The sequence below is a fragment of the Sporosarcina ureae DSM 2281 genome, assembly GCF_000425545.1.
Taxonomy (GTDB): domain Bacteria; phylum Bacillota; class Bacilli; order Bacillales_A; family Planococcaceae; genus Sporosarcina; species Sporosarcina ureae.
Window position 1 is genome coordinate 1 of sequence record NZ_AUDQ01000021.1, and the last position, 17,888, is coordinate 17,888.

The window sequence follows — 17,888 nt, forward strand, 5'->3', positions numbered from 1 at the left end:
GATTAATCAAGTTACAGATAAAACGCTAGTCATCGGAATGGACATTGCCAAACGAACACATTACGCCTGCATGGTCGATGAACGTGGAATGATCCTGAAGAAATCGTTCCCTGTACATCAAACCAATCAAGGATTCGAATACTTCTATGAATGCATTCTTAGCGCCAAGAAACAATTTGGCAAAACCGATGTCATCATTGGTATTGAGCCTACCGGCCACTACTGGCTCAATTTGGCTTACTTTCTCGACGATCGGGGCATTTCCCTCGTCGTATGTAATCCCATGCATGTAAAGAAATCCAAGGAACTTGACGACAATCTTCAGACGAAGAACGACGCTAAGGATGCCCTTGTCATCGCACGTTTAGTGAAAGATGGTCGTTACAGCTATCCACGGATATTAAGAAAAACAGAGGCTGAATTACGTGTCGGTTCGACACTGAAAGGCAACCTTACTGAAGAATTGAACACAATTAAAAACAAGATGATCCGCTGGACTGACCGGTATTTCCCTGAGTTTCAAGAAGTATTTCCAGCGTTTGGGAAAATGGCGCTGGCCGTTTTGGAATGTACCCCATTCCCGAATGAGATAGCGAATCAGGAACCGTCAGAACTACTGGCAACCTACCGGTCGGTAGAGGGGATGAAATCTCCCCAGCTGCCAAAGACGAAAAAGCTCATTGAAAATGCGCGTACTTCTATAGGTGTAACTGAAGGACAACAGATGGCCCGTATTGAAATTGCCACACTTGTCCAGCGTTATCGCCAACTTGAGAAGGAGCTTGAATCACTCCAAGAACAACTGACAGAGTTTATTCAGGAGACGGCTGAGTACGAGTATCTCCAAACAGTCCCAGGGCTTGGAGACGCAACCATCATTGATTTACTATCGGAAATCGGCAGTTTTGCCCATTACAATCATCCACGCCAATTATTGAAACTTGCGGGATTGACATTGAGGGAAAATTCATCCGGACAGCACAAGGGACAGAAACGAATTTCTAAAAGAGGAAGAAGCCAGCTGCGTGCACTGCTCTTCCGTGTCATGATGCCAATGGTGCGTCATAACAAGGCATTTAAACAACTGCACGAGTATTACACAACCAGACAAGTGAACCCATTACGCAAGAAACAGTCCATCGTGGTTCTCTGCGGAAAACTACTGAAGGTACTGCACGCAATCTGTACGAAGCATATGGCGTTTGACGCTGAGCAAATGATGAAGGAAATTCCCACGCTCAATAGAGCTGCTTAAGCACGACATTCTGAGTGAATGACTAGAAAATTGGATGACACGGAGAAGCCGGCATTATATTATCCATACGACCAATGAGTCCCCAAAGGAGCTTAGCCAGCCTCCGCCTTATGACTAGACCGAACGAAGGAATGTAGGCGCTTTTGACGCCAAGAGACATGGGAGGGTACGTCATCATAAGCAATGCGGAGATCCAGAGTGCATCGTATACAGAATCATCATCGCAACCAGTATTATCCAGTGATGACCGCGTAGCGTACCCACGGACGTCTGAATGTTCAAATATCTAACTATTTTTGTTTATCATCGTGTCAAAAATATTTTTTGGCACCCATACAACGGCTCAAACCGTTGATACATCAATATTTATAGAGGGAGGTTTTCCCATGAAACCGCTCATTTCGATATGGACACAACCTAAGCAAACGATTCGTTATGTTCTCGAATATAAAACATGGAGTTATAGTTTCTTTATCTTATTCCTTACTTCGGTCAGCGTCGGTATGACATCCTTTACTGAAACTGATTTCTTACCTGACCTTTCATTACCTGTAATTATTCTGCTTAGTATCGTGTCGTCGTTCATCGGAACTATTATCAGCCTGTTCATCAGTTCTGCCCTCTACACTTGGGTCGGTAAATGGCTTGGAGGTAAAGGGAATTTCAAGGATATGGTGCAAATGTCGCCTATCGCTTCGATTCCGATGATTTGGATGATGCCGATCAACTTACTACTAGTCATTATTTTCGGTAAGAATTTATTTGTTGATATGATGAACAACGCTGATGCTGATGTATTTGGAACTTTGTCTACCACGCTGATGATCACTAATTTCCTCACATTTTCTCTAGGTATTTTCAGCACGGTGATCTTGTCCAAAGGTATTGGGATTGTCCACCAATTTTCTTCTTGGCGCGGATTTGGCACGATTATGATTGTTGTCGGATTCTTTTTAGTTTTGCTGGTTCCAATTGTTTTGTTACTGACATTTTCTCTATTTGCCAACACATTCTAAAAAACAAAAAACTGAAGACGACTCCACCTCTGGAATTGTCTTCAGTGTAATGCAAAGCTTAATAGGCTTTGCATTTTTTATTTATTGACCATTTTCATAAATTCTCTCATTAAACCCGGAAGATCTGGCCAAGCATGTCCTGACACTAAATTTCCTTCCGTATGAAGATCTTTTTCGATATATGTGGCACCAGATGCTGTAACGTCTGGCTTACACGCGATATATGCCGTATATTCTCTGCCTTTCATTAAATCTGGAATGACAGATAACACCTGTGCAGCATGGCAAACTGCCGCCACTGGTTTATTTTCTTCAAAGAAGTGCCGAACAATAGCTGGTAATGATTCGTCTAGACGGATATACTCCGGTGCACGTCCACCTGGAATAATGAGCGCATCATAATCTGCAGGATTGACATCTTTGAAGGCAATATGTGAATCCAAACCATACGCTGGTTTTTCAACATATGTTTCCATTCCATCGATGAAGTCATGGGTAACGGTATATAATTTCTTTACCGATGGCGAAGCAATAGTCGTATCAAATCCTTCTTCCAAACAACGATAGTACGGATAGAAAATTTCCAGTGCTTCTACGGCATCTCCGCCAAGAATTAATACTTTTTTACTCATATGCAGATCCTCTCCCTATTCTGAAATGTATGACTACTGTACTTCATTCGACAATTTACTAATGAATCCTCTTTCTTTCAATGAGATTCTCTTCTTTATGTATGGTTATCTCCAATTCAACCATATTATGATGAGGAGGGATTTCTATGGATAAAGATATACGTCATTTGTTTCATAAAGGAACGATCAACGAGGAAATGGGAATGGAGTTTGAAGCCACTGCAGAAGAAGTTTCACGCGCTCGTGAAAATGCAAGCGGTAAAGAGTATCGGGATGCTTTGAAAGAAGTCTATCGCGCAACAGAGGATAAAAGAAAATAATTCGTGAAAAATCCCAACAGGTTGAACTGTTGGGATTTTTCACATCTTACTATACGAATTCCTTTGCCTTCTACGTATCATATATTGCTCAATAATGATCGCAAGGATCGTTCCTGTAATCAATCCGTTAGATAGTGTTGAAGCTACCACGGCAGGAAGTTGTGACAGGCTTTCTGCTGGGACGAACATTGTACCTACACCTACCATCAATCCAAATGCTACAGCTTGGCGCGCGCGTTCTTTTTCTGGGTCAGCATCGAGTTCATTGAATGCCATCGACACCATTTTCGTAAAGATGGCAAAAGTTACAGCGTATGCAACGGGCGCAGGCAAAGCAGCAAATATGGCCATGATACTTGGAAACAACGTGATTAACACTAGGAGTGTGCTACCAATTATAAATGGTTTAATGGACGGCATACGTGTCGTGCCAACAAACCCAGCAGACCCTGAAATCGGTACGGAACCAATGGCAGAAAAGGCACCCGCAATCAGATGGATAAATCCTGAAGCAAATGCTCCTTGGCGTAATCGATCCGGCTGAGTAATTTGAAAAGTTTGCTCCAATAAATGTTCCATGACACGGATCGATGCGAGCATATTCGCTACTAGCAATAATGTGATAAAGATCGCTGTAACGAGAACACCACTGTCCCATACGGGCTTTCCATAGACGAACATTTTCGGTAGTTGGATTAACTGATCGGACACTTTCGCGATGGTTGGTGTTTTCCCTAGCATTAAGAAAATTCCCCAGCCAAGTGCAATCGAAACCAATATGGCATATCTAGATATGGACGGCCGTTTATTAGCCATCGCAATAAACGTGATCACTAAAACAATGAAACTTCCGAGTAAAATGACTGGATCCAAATGGTCTCCTGCTTCTTCGACACCCATCATGCCTTTGATAAAGGTCCCGCTTAATTGTAAGATTAGCAACATTAAATAAGTGAACGTGATCGCTGGTGTGAAGAGCACTTTCATTTTTGTAATAATTCCCGTGGCTGCAAGGATAATGAATAGCACTCCACTGTACAACATACCACTTTGCAATGCTTGCAGGGCGTCTGTTGACGTTGTATAAAAAATACCGACCATGCCTGCATAGACTACATAGATTCCCCACCATAAGCCTGCGGGTCCTTCGTTAATTGGCATTCGATGTCCGAAAAATGCTTGGATCAGACAGGCAATACCGAGAACGAATATGGTTCGTTGCATGAATAGCGATGTGGCTACGGGGTCCATACCGAAGACGTGTGCGATCGCGATGGGGGCTGCAATAGATGATGCGATGAGAAAGACGGTCCATTGTATGCCGCCCGCTAGATGTTTCATTGTAAAATTCCTCCGATAATACTTTGCAAATTAGAATCCATATAGTATACCATGTGAGATGTGTTTTTTGCTTTTTGAAATTAATCTGCGCTTTTTTGGAGTGACTGGGGCTAGAGAGTTCATAGTTTTGGACTGGGTGAGTAAGATGCAACCAGATCATTTATTTGTCTGTTTTGAACAGAGCTACTCGTTTGACTGCCTATAGAGTGTAATGCTCATTGGCCCCACTACCGCGCTGCTTTTCTTCCTATTAGAACCACAACCTAAATTAAATACCACTCAGTAGCGCAGCGCAACTAAAAAAAGACCATCGCAAGAAGCAGTAAATCACTACTTCCCAGAGATGATCCTTAAGCAATTCTGATTATTTTCCTATAGGCTGCAACGTAAGTACACGACCGTCGGGAACGTTTTGGCTCATCAGTGTTTCATGGTATTGACCTTTTGCCCAGTCCTCTGCTTGGTCGTGGAACCATTTGGATTTCAGATGTCCGCTTTGGCCGGGTCCGACGACGTGATATGTCTTGGTTAAATCGTCTAGGTCTGCAACGAAACGCCATGATGCGCCGTGGTTGACAGAGCCGTCATCTTTGAAGGCGGCGGCTTGTACTGTGATATTGGATCCGCCGATTGGTTGCTTTTCAGGATTTAATAGTTTGGCGAATATGGGTGATGCACTTGCAAGTGGGTGAGGGAATGTTAGTTGGTGATAGTCGCCCCATGCCCATTTTTGTTGCTTGTCACCGAAGTCATTGGCGATGTTTTTTATTGCGTTGCTAAATGAATCGTACACCCATTGATCGATGCCTTGTTTTTCTTCTAACCAGACGCTTTCTTCTCCGCTATATCCTTTACGCAGAAGTTCGTCTGTAATCTGATTTTTGCCCGGCATTAGTTCATAGACATCCGCCGGCATTTCTTCACGGAACATATCAATTTGCAATTGTTTCATCCACTTATGGAAAATTAGCGGAGCACTACTATCTTTTGAATCAACTTGATTCCATTCTTTTAACGTATTCAATACTTCTTTATATTCACCTGATTGGTCTACGTTTTCTACTGATCCAATCATGGAATGAAGGAATTCTGCTGCATAGAGATTTTTTTGGTCCATTTGCAGTTTCATCATGTCTTCCACTGTGAAGTTATCGCCTTCGCGCAGCACTTCCACTATCCGTTGGAAGCGGTATGGCTGTGCCCAGAACTTCGTGATGTGATATGGATACTCTTCATCGACCACTTCATTATTTGCTGTGGCGATAAAACCTTCTTTAGGATTTACCACACGTGGTAGTTCATCATATGGAATATAGCCTTTCCAACCATAGTCAGAAGAATCTCCTGGCACCGCCAATTGTGCGTCACCTTGTTTACGGATGGGAATGCGACCGTTTGCTTTATACGCGATTGTGCCATCCTTGGAAGCAAAGACGAAATTCTGTGCAGGTGCGTGAAACTTCTCTAATGCTTTCTCAAAACCTTCCCAATCTGATGATTTGTTCATCTCCATAATCGCTTCAAGTTCAAGTGTGGGCTCGAGTGCCGTCCACTGCATGGAGAATAATGCATCGGGATCTTCCTCTTTGTACATAACGTCTGAAATGATCGGCCCGTGTTTCGTGACGATTACTTCATATGGAATGTCTTCGGCCCCTTTAACTTTAATCGTCTCATTACGTACTTCTGCCTGCTCCCACTTTCCATCATAACGGAATTGAGCTTTTTCACTTGGATGTGGGACCTCTATATAAAGATCTTGCACATCTGGACCAACGTTCGTAACACCCCAGGCGATTTCTTCATTATTCCCCAAAATGATTCCTGGAATTCCTGCAAAAATTACACCTTCAACATTTTGTTCAGGGGATTGTAAATGCATCTGATACCAAATAGACGGAGTACTCAGTCCTAAATGCGGGTCATCAGCGAGTAATGGTTTACCGGAAGCGGTCTTCTCACCTGATACAACCCAGTTGTTACTTCCATTGAATTCAGGCGGTGAAAGTTCCGGTAGAAAACGTCCCGCCACTGCCACGTTATGTTCTTTATTAGCCGTCATGATCGATTCTGCGTTTTCGGGATACGTCAGAAATAAATCTTTCATTTTCTCTTCAGGAAACGCATTAATCGCCCAGTGGCGGAATGCTTGCGGTTGCCATCTACCTCCCAAGTCATAAGCCATATACTTCCCGATGGTTAATGAATCGATAGGCGTCCACTCTTCAGGCTCATATCCAAGAAGTGAAAATTCGTAGGACAATTTCTTTTCAGATGTAGCTTCCTCAATGAATGCATTGACCCCTTCTGCATACCAGCCAAGCACCGCTTTCGCATGTTCTCCATATCCTTCATATGAAGCTTCAGCTGCATTTCGCAGACTGAATGTACGGAATAACTTATCCGTATCAACTGCCTTGTCACCGATAACTTCAGCTAGACGACCACTCGCCTGCCTGCGTGCTAGATCCATTTGGAATAAACGGTCTTGCGCTTGCACATAACCTTGCGCTCGGTACAGGTCTCCATCCGAAGCGGCATTAATATGCGGAACCCCATTGTGATCCCGTGTAATAACTACTTCTTGATCGACGAATGAGACTTGATGCTCTCCTGCTATCAATGGTTTCGACTTTGATATGTAAGCGTTTGCAAATATAGCAACAAGAACCACTACAATTGATAGTATACTAAGTGCCCACAGCGTAATTTTCCTGAATCTCCCCATGTTAATCCCCCTCTTTAGAACTTAGTATACTATTAATATTCTGAAATTACTTTAATTATTAATCTTTAGCGCAACCTCATGATAATAGGTTGTTAATAAATTGGAGAGACGCGTCCCCGGTTAAAGCTTCAATCCGCTCTCACCGTATAAAAAATTTGATCTTACTCTAAGATCAAAAAACCAAAAAAGAATGCCCCTTGAAGTCACGGACCTCTGGGACATCCTCTTATGGCACTACTTAGCGGGATTCGAAGATCTTTTGGATGACGTGATTATTGTTCGATTTTCCAAAGTTTTTGTGAATACAGCTTTCGGGCTTTTCTCGCAAGATGGATGAGAAGCTTTTGGCCAATTCCGCTTCCCCTGCCACATGCACTTCTTTCCATCCGCGCTTCTTTTTCATATTACCGACCACAGCGCCCATGTCTTTATAAAAACGATCTAAATTCTCTTTTAAGCGCAGATCAAATCCGTCTGTATGTCCTCCTACTCCCCGCTGTATGGAAGACTTGATGTCTTTTTGTTCTTTCCAGACATCGAGACCCGAATCAAATTCATACACTGTTTCGTCATGGACTCTCCCCATTGCTGTATCCAAAATCCGGACATTGCTGTAACTCGGGAGTATAATTCCCGCTTCTGGATATGCTTGTAACATATACTCCAATTCATTTGTCATCGCTTGATTTTCCCAATGAAAGCTCGTCTTGACTGCCACTTGAACATAATGAACAGACCAAATTTCAGGATCTGCTGCTGCAAAAATGATAGCACCTTTCGCCAAATCATTTTGCTTATCTTCAATTTCCTTCATCACTCGGTCTTTCAAAGAACGAAATGCAGTCAACTCTTTTTCATCACCCGATGCGACGAGATATTCATCAATCCTTTTCAATCCTGATTTCAAATGAATTCTCCACGCAGCTTGCTGTTGGTCAGGATCAGCAGGATTCGTGTTTAAGTATACGGACAGCACACATCGATCATCACAGTGAAATGCTTTCAACTTTTTCAACTCTTCACTAATACGCATCCAATCATCCTCCTTATTCCCTCAGCTGTAGCATGCCCGCTGAAATGAATATTACAAGGAAATTAGAGCTGTGAATTTTTTCAAGTAGAAAAGAAGTGCTGTATCAAAAATGGCCAGTTTGCAAAAAGCGTGCAGTTAATTCAGCTACTTCTCTTTGGTGATGGATTTCATTATGACCATATGGTACCGTAATAAAATCAGCTAATCCGGGATAATAAACTGAATCCAACTCTACTCGTCCATCATTTTCCCCTTGGAGTAACTTTCCAAGCCATAAATGATTTCGGGTTCCCGCGATTGCGCCAATTGAAAAGGGTGTTATATCGGGCAAATTCAGCTGCTCAATATACGTAGCGTTTAATGAACGTAATGTTCTATAGTACTCAGTATATCCTATAATTTTACTCGCTACGTGCGCGAGATGACTTCCTCGATTTGGCGTGGCAATTTGCACACAGTGACCAATTGAATCATTCCATTGTGTTTCCTGCAATACTTTTCGAATAAGTAGACCGCCTGTACTGTGGCCTACCAAATGGATAAGTGTATTTTTTTGTGATACCATTTCGGATAAAATTTCTTCCACTATAAAAAGTGATTGATCAAATTCATGATATGTTAACGGTAAATCGAGCGATCTGCAATGAAAGCCGTGATATTCTAAATAGGTAGACAACGTCTGCATATCACATGAGCTTTTATTGAAACCATGAAACAATAGAACACGTTCTTCCATGCGCTTACTCCTTTTTCGTTAATTGCCTGACTGGATTTTCTTTATAAGCTCCTTCGTTTGTTGATTGAGCTCTTCCACATCGACTTGCTCTTTTGAAATATCTTCCACTCCATACTGTTGCTTCAGCAGTAAAATCCGTTCAACACTTTGATTAATTCGTTGTTCTGTAATTACTCCTTCATTTAGAGCATCTTGTAATGCAGTGAGTAGCTCGTTTACTGGCGTATATCTATGCCCAACGAGCAAAATATCTCCACCTGCTACAATAGATTGGACTGCCACCTCTCCAATCGTATAGTTTTCTTCGATAGCTCCCATGACCAAGTCGTCTGTAATAACGACACCGTCAAACTGTAATTCATCACGCAATAAGTCTTGAATGATTATTTTTGAAAAAGATGCAGGTGTTTTCGGATCATACGCCTCTACAAGTAAGTGGCCGACCATTACCGCATTTACTCCGCCCTCAATCGCTTGTTTAAAAGGAAGCAGTTCTACGTTCTTTAAGCGCTCCTTATTATGCGTGATCACAGGCAAATTAATATGCGAGTCTACACTTGTATCACCATGTCCCGGAAAGTGTTTGACGACAGGTATGACATGTTGCGACGCCATACCATTCGCTTGCTGGATTCCTGCTTTACTGACTAGCTGTGCATCATTACCATAGGAACGGTCACCAATCACTGGATTATCCGGATTGCTATCCACGTCTAGTACAGGTGCAAAATTCATATTCAATCCAAACGCACTCATTTTGCGGCCAATTAACTCGCCAACATCATATGCATATTTTCCGTTTTCAGCAATCCCTACTTCACGATTGGAAGGAGTTTTTACGAGTCCTTTTGGCAAACGTGTAACACGTCCTCCTTCTTCGTCTGCACTAATGAATAACGGTGTTTTGGCATTAGTATTTGCTTGTTTTAAATCATTAATCAAACTAAGCGACTGCGAAACAGACACAAAATTACGAGTAAATAAAATGATGCCACCGACATGTCTGTCTTGGATCAATGCCTTCGCCACTGAATCCAGCTGCGGACCTCGCACACCCATCAGAATCAACTGACCGAGCTTTTCATCTAATTGCATTCCCTCTATGACAGCCTGAATTTCAGCACGTGGCTTATGGAGAACAGCAACTTCTGCGATAGATGCATCGTTTTCTGAAGAGGAAAACAGCAAGGTTAATTGATATTCATCATTCAATTCATAAACAAAAGCCGTTTGCTCATCTACTTGTCCTAGTTTGTCTGGGGCTCCTAGTATTTCTCTAGTTTGCGACTGAGTTACATCATCGAGTTTTGATTCCACTGTACGCAATTTATAGACCAAATTATTCTCTGTCAAACCAAGCTTCAACTGTTCTTTTACATAAACCGCATAGGTTCCTTTATTATCACGTTCTACTTTATCTGCTTCCCCCAACTGATCTTGAACTTGTTGAAAAGTAGTTTCTCCTGCTTGCCACTGTTGGTTGGGCAGCCTTCCTTTTTTAGCGGCGTCGTGAATCGTAATCAACGCTTGTTTGTTCTGCTTATTTCGTATTTCTAATTGTTTGGCTTTTTCATCCTGTTTGTTCTCTTGATTTGAACACCCTGTTGCTATTATAAAAAGGGCACCGACGACGAGTAACAGTACGATTCTAGATACTTTTCGCATAGTTCCACCTCTTCTTTTAGTCATGATAACATTTTTCAGATATCTATTGATGTCGTCAACTGTCGCATAAAATTTCGAATTTTGTCCATTATAGTCGGTAGGAGGTGGACGAACATGACGAATAAAAATAACAAAAAAACCATGAATGAACGGACACACAACCCATTGGATACGTATCAGAATAAAAACAAAGAAGCCAGTAATAGTAATAATCAACGTCCGGAAGGTCATTCATTAGAAGAATTTTCTGCTGAGTTTGGATCTAGACCCAAGAATAAGAAGAAGAAAAAATAAAACAACTGCCGTGTTCTGATCTTCAGAATGACGGCAGTTGTTTTATTTTATCCCTCTTCATTTACCTCAAAATGACGTCTTCCATACCAGTTTCCTACTTTATTGTATGCCGAGGCAAGTACTTGCTGGAATAGCATACCGAAAACGACAGGCATGACGACTTTTGCCGGGAAGAACGTTGTCGCGATGACAACACCAGTCGCAATATTTCGCATGCCGCCCACAAACATGAATGTGGTAGCAATTACTGGGTCTTTCCATAGTACATGCGCAATCCATAAAGCGATTGCATAGCCCGTTAACGCTATGAACAGTACAAGAGCAATAATGCCGACCAGTTCCAAAGAAGCCTTCTGAACATAAGGCGCTACTGCACTACCATTGATCGCAACAATCGCAAACAGACTTAATTTAGAGAAGGGAGCTAAAAGGGGGCCCCATTTCTTTTGGATGCTTCCCTTTGATAGTTCATTTAACGTAATACCTAGTATTGTAGGAAGTACAATCATCCACAGTAAATTTAAGATTAGTGACATCGTATCAATTGTTACACTTTCTCCTACGACGAAATACAGAATAGCCGGTAAAATGATAGGTGCCAGTAATGTATCAATCAATATGATAGATAAGCACAGAGGTAGATTGCCCTTCGATATGGTTACCCAAATCACACTCGTAACCCCCGTCGGAATAGCTACTGCCAATACAAAACCTACCGTCAGTAAATGATCATCAAAAAAGACCGTGGATAAAAAGTAAGCCCATGCAGGCATTACTATATGCAGAAAGGCGATGCTTACAAGCACTACGGCAGGATACTTCCTTACCATACGCACTTCTTTGACATTCATGCCAAGACTGCCTACAAACGTCATAAAGGCAAACAACCAGGAGACGATAAATACTAACTGCTCCCCTACTTGATGAAACAATACACCGATCACTAAGCTAAGTGGTGTTAATATGGCAATCCATCGTTGTAAAAAAATATTTAAATTACTAAACATATAATTTCCTTCTTTACTAGCCTGACGTCATGGATGATATAGTCGTATTCTAGCATAGTAGATTGTGTGAGAATTAATAATCTAACTAACAAATATAATGGATGCATAAAAAACCCGCAGCAGTATATCGCTACGGTTTTTTTATGACGACATTATTTTGTGTATGAAAGAACTGCATATTTGCTGAAGTTCTTCATCGCGTCAGTCGCTTCTGCTTTCTCAGCATATTCAAAAATACGTACGTTCGCTTGGTCGAACAAAGTAATTACCCACATGTTTGTCAATCTCCTTTTAATTTGTATTGATTTATCACCAGTAAAGCATCGCTTAGTATGTGTATGTTAGAACTGCGTAATTGTTAAAGTTCTTCAATGCTTTTGTTGCTTCTGCCTTCTCAGCATATTCAAAGATCCTTACGTTTGCTTGATCAAATAATGTAATAACCCACATGTTTGTCAGTCTCCTTTTAATTTGTATTCATTTATCAATAGTAAAGCCAACACTTAGTATGTGTATGTTAGAACTGCGTAATTGTTAAAGTTTTTCAGTGCATTTGTCGCTTCGGCCTTTTCAGCATATTCAAAGATTCTTACGTTTGCTTCGTCAAACAATGTGATAACCCACATGTTGTGTAGTCTCCCTTTTGTTTGGCAGCATAGTTCCTTGAATGGAATCTGCTAACCAATTTCTTTTGTTACTCTTATCATACTCTGTTCTACAACAAAAGAAACCGATATGTGAAGCTTTTCACAAATCATTCAAAGTCAAAACGCTTACATATGTCGTAATTGTGTCTGCAAACGTTTTCTTATTATAGAAACACAATATATGCGTATTTTTTAAAAATAATTTAATTTTTTCATCAACATAAAACTACATCCTTCGACAGTGGCTAGGAACTGTCATCTCCAATTATAAATATTTCAATTCAATTTACATGTAAAAAACCGTAGCGAAGTACGCTACGGTTGTAATAACAACTGCTTATTTTGTGTAAGAAAGAACGGCATATTTACTAAAATTCTTCATTGCATTCAAAGCTTCTACCTTCTCAGCATACTCAAATATTCGTACGTTCGCTTGATCAAATAAAGTAATTACCCACATGTTTGTCCATCTCCCTTTGACTTTCTTTTATATCGTTTATTATTATTAGCTATGTGTATGTTCATTGCTTTTTATTTTGTATAGGATAAAACAGCGTACTCATTGAATTTCTCCATGGCAGTGATAGCTTCTATTTTCTCTGCATATTCAAAGATCCGTACATTTTCTGTTTCGAACAAAGTGATAACCCACATATTGTTCAATCTCCTTTTTAGTTGTATGTTGATTCACTAGGCGAGAATCTATAATCAACTTCTCTTGTTACCCTTAGTATACTATCCTTTTCAATTGGTTTGGCCACATTGTGAATACCTTCACAATTCATTCAAAGTTGAACCGCTTACATATGACTACTTTGTGAATTCTAGTCACAATAAGTTTAGCTATTTACTCATTTTTCTTTTAAACACAAATTAGAGTTCCATACATATACTATGATGAAAATATAAAGAGAGGGATGAGTGTTATCTATCAACCTGTTTCTAATTTCATATTAGCGTGTTGGTATCAGCCGATGTATATATGGCCTTGTTTCCATATGTATCCTTCACAGCAAATGAATCAGTCTGAATTTCATGCTGTACTACCACACCATAGTCAAACAGATTATGGTCCTATGCCTTTCACGATTAATATAGAAGAGGCAACAAAAGGAAACCAAACATTTCGCACCGCGTTATGGACAGGTGACCATTTGCAACTCACACTTATGAGTATTGCACCGGGAGAGGATATTGGTTTAGAGAAACATCCCCATGTCGATCAATTTATTAGGCTTGAGGAAGGGCAAGGAATGGTTCAGATGGGACGTAGAAAAGAACAAGTAGATTTCGAGCGGCACGTTCAGGATGATGATATTATTATTATTCCGGCTGGGTCCTGGCATAATTTAATAAACACCGGTACTGTGCCCATCAAATTGTATTCTATTTATGCACCGCCAAATCATCCGCACGGTACGGTACACGAAACGAAGGCTATAGCGGATACAATGGAGTCCACACATACTACTCACAATACGGATATATAGTTATCTGAAATCACTAGGATTATGATAGTAAAAGTTAAAAAGACAAGACACCCATTTACACGGCGTCTTGTCTTTGTCATTTCTATTTATAGTGTAAAATTTTTCATAAAAATAATAACGCTAAGCTAACTAGGATAGAAATTGAGAGCGCAATTTTACTTAACAACACAAGCTCTTCACTTCTGAACTTAATAACAACTGCCAATATAGCTACTATCCCCATTACAACTGCTAGTGTTCTTTGAATTGCAAAGTTTGATGGAAAAGTTGTAAACGCTAGGTACGATAAAAGCAGGCCAAATAACATATTAATTATAATTACACTGTTATTGGATTTACTTTTATATAATACGACTTGAATTCCTATCGCTAGTACTATTAAAACTATATACATGATTTCCAATATGCTTAATGCCATACGAGTTCACTCCTTCTTATTAAAATTAACCGATTCAATAATTGTAACATGAAGTCGATATTTACGATATTTCTGCATTAGTTGCTTCTTTAATTATTTAAATTCAGCATTGGTTCTATAATGTCCTAATTTTTATGAGTGTATTCATCTCAATAACGGCGGATATATTAAATCCATTAAAACTTTCAAAGATTATAGGATGCCCCTAAAGTTTGAAATTAAGAAGGTAATTGAAAGCAGTGGACTAATTAGAAACCATTACGTTAAACTTATAAATAAATTGAATATTAAGAAGACCACAGGTGGAAATGCATGAATACCAAATATTGATAAAGCGATTAGTCCTAACACCAATGTCGCAAAAGATTGAGGTGATTGAATCATTGTCGCTATGGCAATATTCTGCTCCTCTTTAGTAGCTTTAGCTTTGACAAGAATCGGTCCTGAAATTTTTCCTGCTGCATTAATATCACCAAGGCTATTATAAACACTGGGGATCATAACAGATGGATTTATTTTCAGCCATTTCATAACTGCGACAAATAGTCTGATTAAGCCATCAGTAAAACCTAACCGTTCCAATAATCGCCCAAAAATAACACTACCGATAATCGCAATGCCTACTTCGCATGTTAAAGATTCATCTACTACGCCCTCCTGACGTTTTACTAATTTATGGGCAAATGCACCAGTTTGTATATGTTTAAGTAAAGGATACCTGCGTGATAAACAAATTGGTATGCAAAATCACCTGCCCACGTTCTAATTCACATTCATCTTCATAAAATGAATATATACCAATACTCATCTTAAATAAGGGGATTAGAATATGTATGCCATTCATTATCTTGAAAACAAAATCGAGGTACTCAATGTAGCATCACGGATAATTCCAGCCGTGGATGAAAAAGTAAGGATAAAAGGGCGAAATGGAAAAATCATAAGTGTTGAGAAGATAGGAGAAACTAAGTATTTTGTAGATGTCGAGTTTGAAAAGAATGTTGAAAAAAGCAACACAAACTTCAGAAGTATTGGTATGAAAAGAAAATGACTGTTTATTGATACCGTGCATTGTGATAATTCAAAATGCCTGTGCAACATTGAATTCAATGTTGCACAGGCATTATTTATTAATCGTTGCTGGCCATCCACAATATTACATTCTGTATTCAATACCTTCTTATTATGCATTATAGGTAACAACAAAAAGCGTGTTTGTAGACTTTGCACTTCATCTATATGAACGTTGATATAATGACAAAGCTAATTTCATTCCAGCTAATCTCTTAAATATCCTTTATATTAATTCTTATTGAACTAAGGCCATCAGTAAATCCCCCGAATCGTTCGTCCGAGGGAAACATAAAACACACTTTACTATTCAACTGAAAACCGATAAATCTAACGCTACCAAACTATGTTGTCCATTTAAAAAATACTCCTGTACCTTCACCCCACTCAAACCCGCATTCCACCGTTGCCGTTTAAAATAAAGTCTTTCATCCTTCCCTCATTTTCACACATTTTTGGTCACGTTTTGATCACTTTTCACTGCTTTTTTCACGCTTTTTGTTCACGTTTTTCTCGGTTTAAAAAGAAGTAGAGTAGAAATAAGGATCAAGAAACAGCGTAGTGACAAGGGTTTAAGCGATTTTGGATACAGGACTTTGTTTTAAACGGCTGGACAAAGATGTTGTGAGTTTATTGTAAAGTACTGGAGATTATTGCTGGGCTACATATGTCAATTCCAGCCAAGCTACGCACTCCACATGACTACTATGCGGGAACATATCTACCGGCTGGACTTCCTTCGTGCGATAGCCCCCATCTTCAAGAATGCGTAAATCTCGCGCCAATGTTCCTGGATTACAAGACACATACACAATCTTCTTCGGCTTATACGTTAGAATGGTTTCTAGTAATTTTTCATCGCACCCTTTACGTGGTGGATCAACGACTAATACATCAAACTGCTTACCTTGCGCGTACCACTTTGGAATAATCTCTTCTGCAGGTCCTGCTTCAAAACGTGTGTTGGTAATATTGTTTAGTTCCGCGTTACGCTTTGCATCTTCTATCGCTTGCGGCACTATTTCAACTCCGTATACTTCCTTCGCTTGTTTAGCCAAGAACAATGAAATCGTTCCTATTCCACAATATGCATCCACTACCGTTTCATTTCCAGTCAGGTTCGCATAATCAAGTGCCTGTTGGTACAAGACTTCCGTTTGAACAGGGTTGATTTGATAGAAAGAACGTGCTGAAATCTCGAATTCAGTATCTCCAATTCGATCAATGATGACATCTGCTCCGTATAAAGTAATCATTTCGTTCCCCATGATGACGTTCGTATTCGCTGTATTTACATTTTGCATAATAGACGTCACATTCGGTAACTGTTGTTGAATTAATTCGACTACCGCGTCTTTTTGCGGGAATTTTCTATGTCGAGTCACGAGTACAACCATCACTTGACCCGTCTGTCGTGCTTTTCTAACGATCAAGTGACGTAGCATACCTTTGTGTGTATGTTCATCATACGTCTCGATACCAAGCTGTTGAAGCTTATACTTAAGCATTGTCATTAGTTCGTCTGCTTCTTTCGTTTGGATCAGACAAACATCTGTATCCACGATGTGATGCGTACGAGCTTTATAGAAGCCAGTAATCACGCGGTCGTTCTCCGTGTCAAATGGTATTTGTGATTTATTGCGGTAACGCCACGGATCGTCCATCCCTTTTACTTCATGCACAGGCACGTCAGGAAGTTTAGCAATTCGGTCCATTACATCGCGGACAGATTTACGTTTCTGAATCAACTGGCTTTCATAAGACAGATGCTGCAATTGGCAGCCTCCACATGTCGGGAATACATGACAAGGCGGTGTCACGCGGGATGAGGATGGTTCCACGATATTCAGTAACTTGGCGAATCCGTATTTCTTCAATGTCTTCAATACATGGATATCGACTGTTTCCCCAGGCAATGTCCCTTGAATAAATAAAGGATAACCTTCTACTTTCGCTACGCCCGCTCCATCATGTGTTAGATCTTCTATAGTCACTCGTATTTTTTCGTTTTTATTTACTGCAAAGCTCATCATTTTTCCTCCATCTTTCAGATACTTCTAGTGTACCATGGGAAGCAAACAAAAAAACAGACGGAATCACACGTCTGTTTTTCCACTGTTTTTATATTCATTCTTTGTCACTGCATCGTCTTTCAAGACTACAAAGAACGATAGTGCGATACCTGCTATGATGACCAAAAAAGGTGCATAGAAAATCAAAAATTCGTTCATCTTA

General features: G+C 40.1%; 22 protein-coding genes. 6 read left to right on the forward strand and 16 right to left on the reverse strand.

The window, feature by feature from the left end; all coding sequences use genetic code 11:
* The first annotated feature begins 1 nt into the window (after position 1).
* Complete coding sequence (locus tag H605_RS18060; RefSeq protein ID WP_029054947.1) at positions 2–1,255, forward strand: IS110 family RNA-guided transposase; 1,254 nt, start codon at positions 2–4, stop codon at positions 1,253–1,255.
* A gap of 386 nt (positions 1,256–1,641) precedes the next feature.
* Positions 1,642–2,271: a Yip1 family protein gene (locus H605_RS0114855; protein ID WP_029054948.1), complete on the forward strand. Its 630-nt coding sequence runs from the start codon at positions 1,642–1,644 to the stop codon at positions 2,269–2,271.
* A gap of 77 nt (positions 2,272–2,348) precedes the next feature.
* Here the strand turns inward: H605_RS0114855 and H605_RS0114860 are convergent, their stop codons facing one another.
* Positions 2,349–2,903 carry a DJ-1/PfpI family protein gene (locus tag H605_RS0114860; protein ID WP_029054949.1) on the reverse strand — a complete coding sequence of 185 codons (555 nt, stop codon included), beginning with the start codon at positions 2,901–2,903 and terminating at the stop codon, positions 2,349–2,351.
* 146 nt (positions 2,904–3,049) lie between these two features.
* Here H605_RS0114860 and H605_RS19030 point away from each other — a divergent pair, with 146 nt between their 5' ends.
* Positions 3,050–3,223, forward strand: coding sequence for a hypothetical protein (locus H605_RS19030; protein WP_155979549.1), 174 nt, complete (start codon positions 3,050–3,052; stop codon positions 3,221–3,223).
* Between the two features lie 39 nt (positions 3,224–3,262).
* On the opposite strand, the gene H605_RS0114870 is transcribed toward H605_RS19030, so the two are convergent.
* The 5 genes from H605_RS0114870 to nagZ all read right to left on the reverse strand — a co-directional run bounded on the left by H605_RS0114870 (position 3,263) and on the right by nagZ (position 10,750).
* Complete coding sequence (locus H605_RS0114870) at positions 3,263–4,564, reverse strand: purine/pyrimidine permease (protein WP_029054950.1); 1,302 nt, start codon at positions 4,562–4,564, stop codon at positions 3,263–3,265.
* Positions 4,565–4,928: 364 nt separating this feature from the next.
* Positions 4,929–7,292, reverse strand: coding sequence for a penicillin acylase family protein (locus H605_RS0114875; RefSeq protein ID WP_029054951.1), 2,364 nt, complete (start codon positions 7,290–7,292; stop codon positions 4,929–4,931).
* 238 nt (positions 7,293–7,530) lie between these two features.
* Positions 7,531–8,325 (reverse strand): VLRF1 family aeRF1-type release factor, encoded by a 795-nt coding sequence (locus H605_RS0114880; RefSeq protein ID WP_029054952.1) that lies wholly within the window; start codon positions 8,323–8,325, stop codon positions 7,531–7,533.
* A gap of 103 nt (positions 8,326–8,428) precedes the next feature.
* A complete protein-coding gene (locus H605_RS0114885; RefSeq protein ID WP_029054953.1) occupies positions 8,429–9,061 on the reverse strand; it encodes a PGAP1-like alpha/beta domain-containing protein in 633 nt (210 codons plus the stop codon).
* An 18-nt stretch (positions 9,062–9,079) separates the two neighbouring features.
* Positions 9,080–10,750 (reverse strand): beta-N-acetylhexosaminidase, encoded by a 1,671-nt coding sequence (gene nagZ, locus H605_RS18065; protein WP_081657967.1) that lies wholly within the window; start codon positions 10,748–10,750, stop codon positions 9,080–9,082.
* Positions 10,751–10,840: 90 nt separating this feature from the next.
* Here nagZ and H605_RS0114895 point away from each other — a divergent pair, with 90 nt between their 5' ends.
* Positions 10,841–11,020, forward strand: a complete 180-nt coding sequence (locus H605_RS0114895) for a hypothetical protein (protein ID WP_029054954.1) — start codon at positions 10,841–10,843, stop codon at positions 11,018–11,020.
* 47 nt (positions 11,021–11,067) lie between these two features.
* On the opposite strand, the gene H605_RS0114900 is transcribed toward H605_RS0114895, so the two are convergent.
* From H605_RS0114900 to H605_RS19620, 6 genes are all read right to left on the reverse strand, one after another.
* Positions 11,068–12,027 (reverse strand): bile acid:sodium symporter family protein, encoded by a 960-nt coding sequence (locus tag H605_RS0114900; protein ID WP_029054955.1) that lies wholly within the window; start codon positions 12,025–12,027, stop codon positions 11,068–11,070.
* Between the two features lie 152 nt (positions 12,028–12,179).
* Complete coding sequence (locus tag H605_RS19600) at positions 12,180–12,302, reverse strand: hypothetical protein (RefSeq protein ID WP_255397466.1); 123 nt, start codon at positions 12,300–12,302, stop codon at positions 12,180–12,182.
* A 52-nt stretch (positions 12,303–12,354) separates the two neighbouring features.
* Positions 12,355–12,477 (reverse strand): hypothetical protein, encoded by a 123-nt coding sequence (locus H605_RS19605; protein ID WP_255408340.1) that lies wholly within the window; start codon positions 12,475–12,477, stop codon positions 12,355–12,357.
* Between the two features lie 53 nt (positions 12,478–12,530).
* Positions 12,531–12,653: a hypothetical protein gene (locus tag H605_RS19610; protein WP_257788259.1), complete on the reverse strand. Its 123-nt coding sequence runs from the start codon at positions 12,651–12,653 to the stop codon at positions 12,531–12,533.
* Between the two features lie 358 nt (positions 12,654–13,011).
* Positions 13,012–13,134 carry a hypothetical protein gene (locus tag H605_RS19615; protein WP_257788260.1) on the reverse strand — a complete coding sequence of 41 codons (123 nt, stop codon included), beginning with the start codon at positions 13,132–13,134 and terminating at the stop codon, positions 13,012–13,014.
* Between the two features lie 71 nt (positions 13,135–13,205).
* Complete coding sequence (locus tag H605_RS19620) at positions 13,206–13,328, reverse strand: hypothetical protein (protein WP_257788261.1); 123 nt, start codon at positions 13,326–13,328, stop codon at positions 13,206–13,208.
* A 362-nt stretch (positions 13,329–13,690) separates the two neighbouring features.
* Between H605_RS19620 and H605_RS18070 the strand changes: the two genes are divergently transcribed.
* Positions 13,691–14,164, forward strand: coding sequence for a cupin domain-containing protein (locus tag H605_RS18070; RefSeq protein ID WP_051210622.1), 474 nt, complete (start codon positions 13,691–13,693; stop codon positions 14,162–14,164).
* Positions 14,165–14,267: 103 nt separating this feature from the next.
* Here the strand turns inward: H605_RS18070 and H605_RS0114935 are convergent, their stop codons facing one another.
* Together H605_RS0114935 and H605_RS18075 are read right to left on the reverse strand one after the other, a co-directional pair.
* On the reverse strand, positions 14,268–14,582 hold the full coding sequence (locus H605_RS0114935; RefSeq protein ID WP_029054956.1) for a hypothetical protein: 315 nt from the start codon (positions 14,580–14,582) through the stop codon (positions 14,268–14,270).
* A 258-nt stretch (positions 14,583–14,840) separates the two neighbouring features.
* Complete coding sequence (locus H605_RS18075) at positions 14,841–15,164, reverse strand: hypothetical protein (protein WP_029054957.1); 324 nt, start codon at positions 15,162–15,164, stop codon at positions 14,841–14,843.
* Positions 15,165–15,411: 247 nt separating this feature from the next.
* On the opposite strand from H605_RS18075, the gene H605_RS18080 reads away from it, so the two are divergent.
* Positions 15,412–15,633, forward strand: a complete 222-nt coding sequence (locus H605_RS18080; protein WP_051210620.1) for a hypothetical protein — start codon at positions 15,412–15,414, stop codon at positions 15,631–15,633.
* Positions 15,634–16,303: 670 nt separating this feature from the next.
* Here the strand turns inward: H605_RS18080 and rlmD are convergent.
* Both rlmD and cydS read right to left on the reverse strand, forming a co-directional pair.
* Entirely contained in the window at positions 16,304–17,683 is a 1,380-nt protein-coding gene (gene rlmD, locus H605_RS0114950; RefSeq protein WP_029054958.1) for a 23S rRNA (uracil(1939)-C(5))-methyltransferase RlmD, read from the reverse strand.
* 66 nt (positions 17,684–17,749) lie between these two features.
* A complete protein-coding gene (gene cydS, locus H605_RS19625) occupies positions 17,750–17,884 on the reverse strand; it encodes a cytochrome bd oxidase small subunit CydS family protein (RefSeq protein ID WP_257788262.1) in 135 nt (44 codons plus the stop codon).
* Positions 17,885–17,888: the final 4 nt, after the last annotated feature.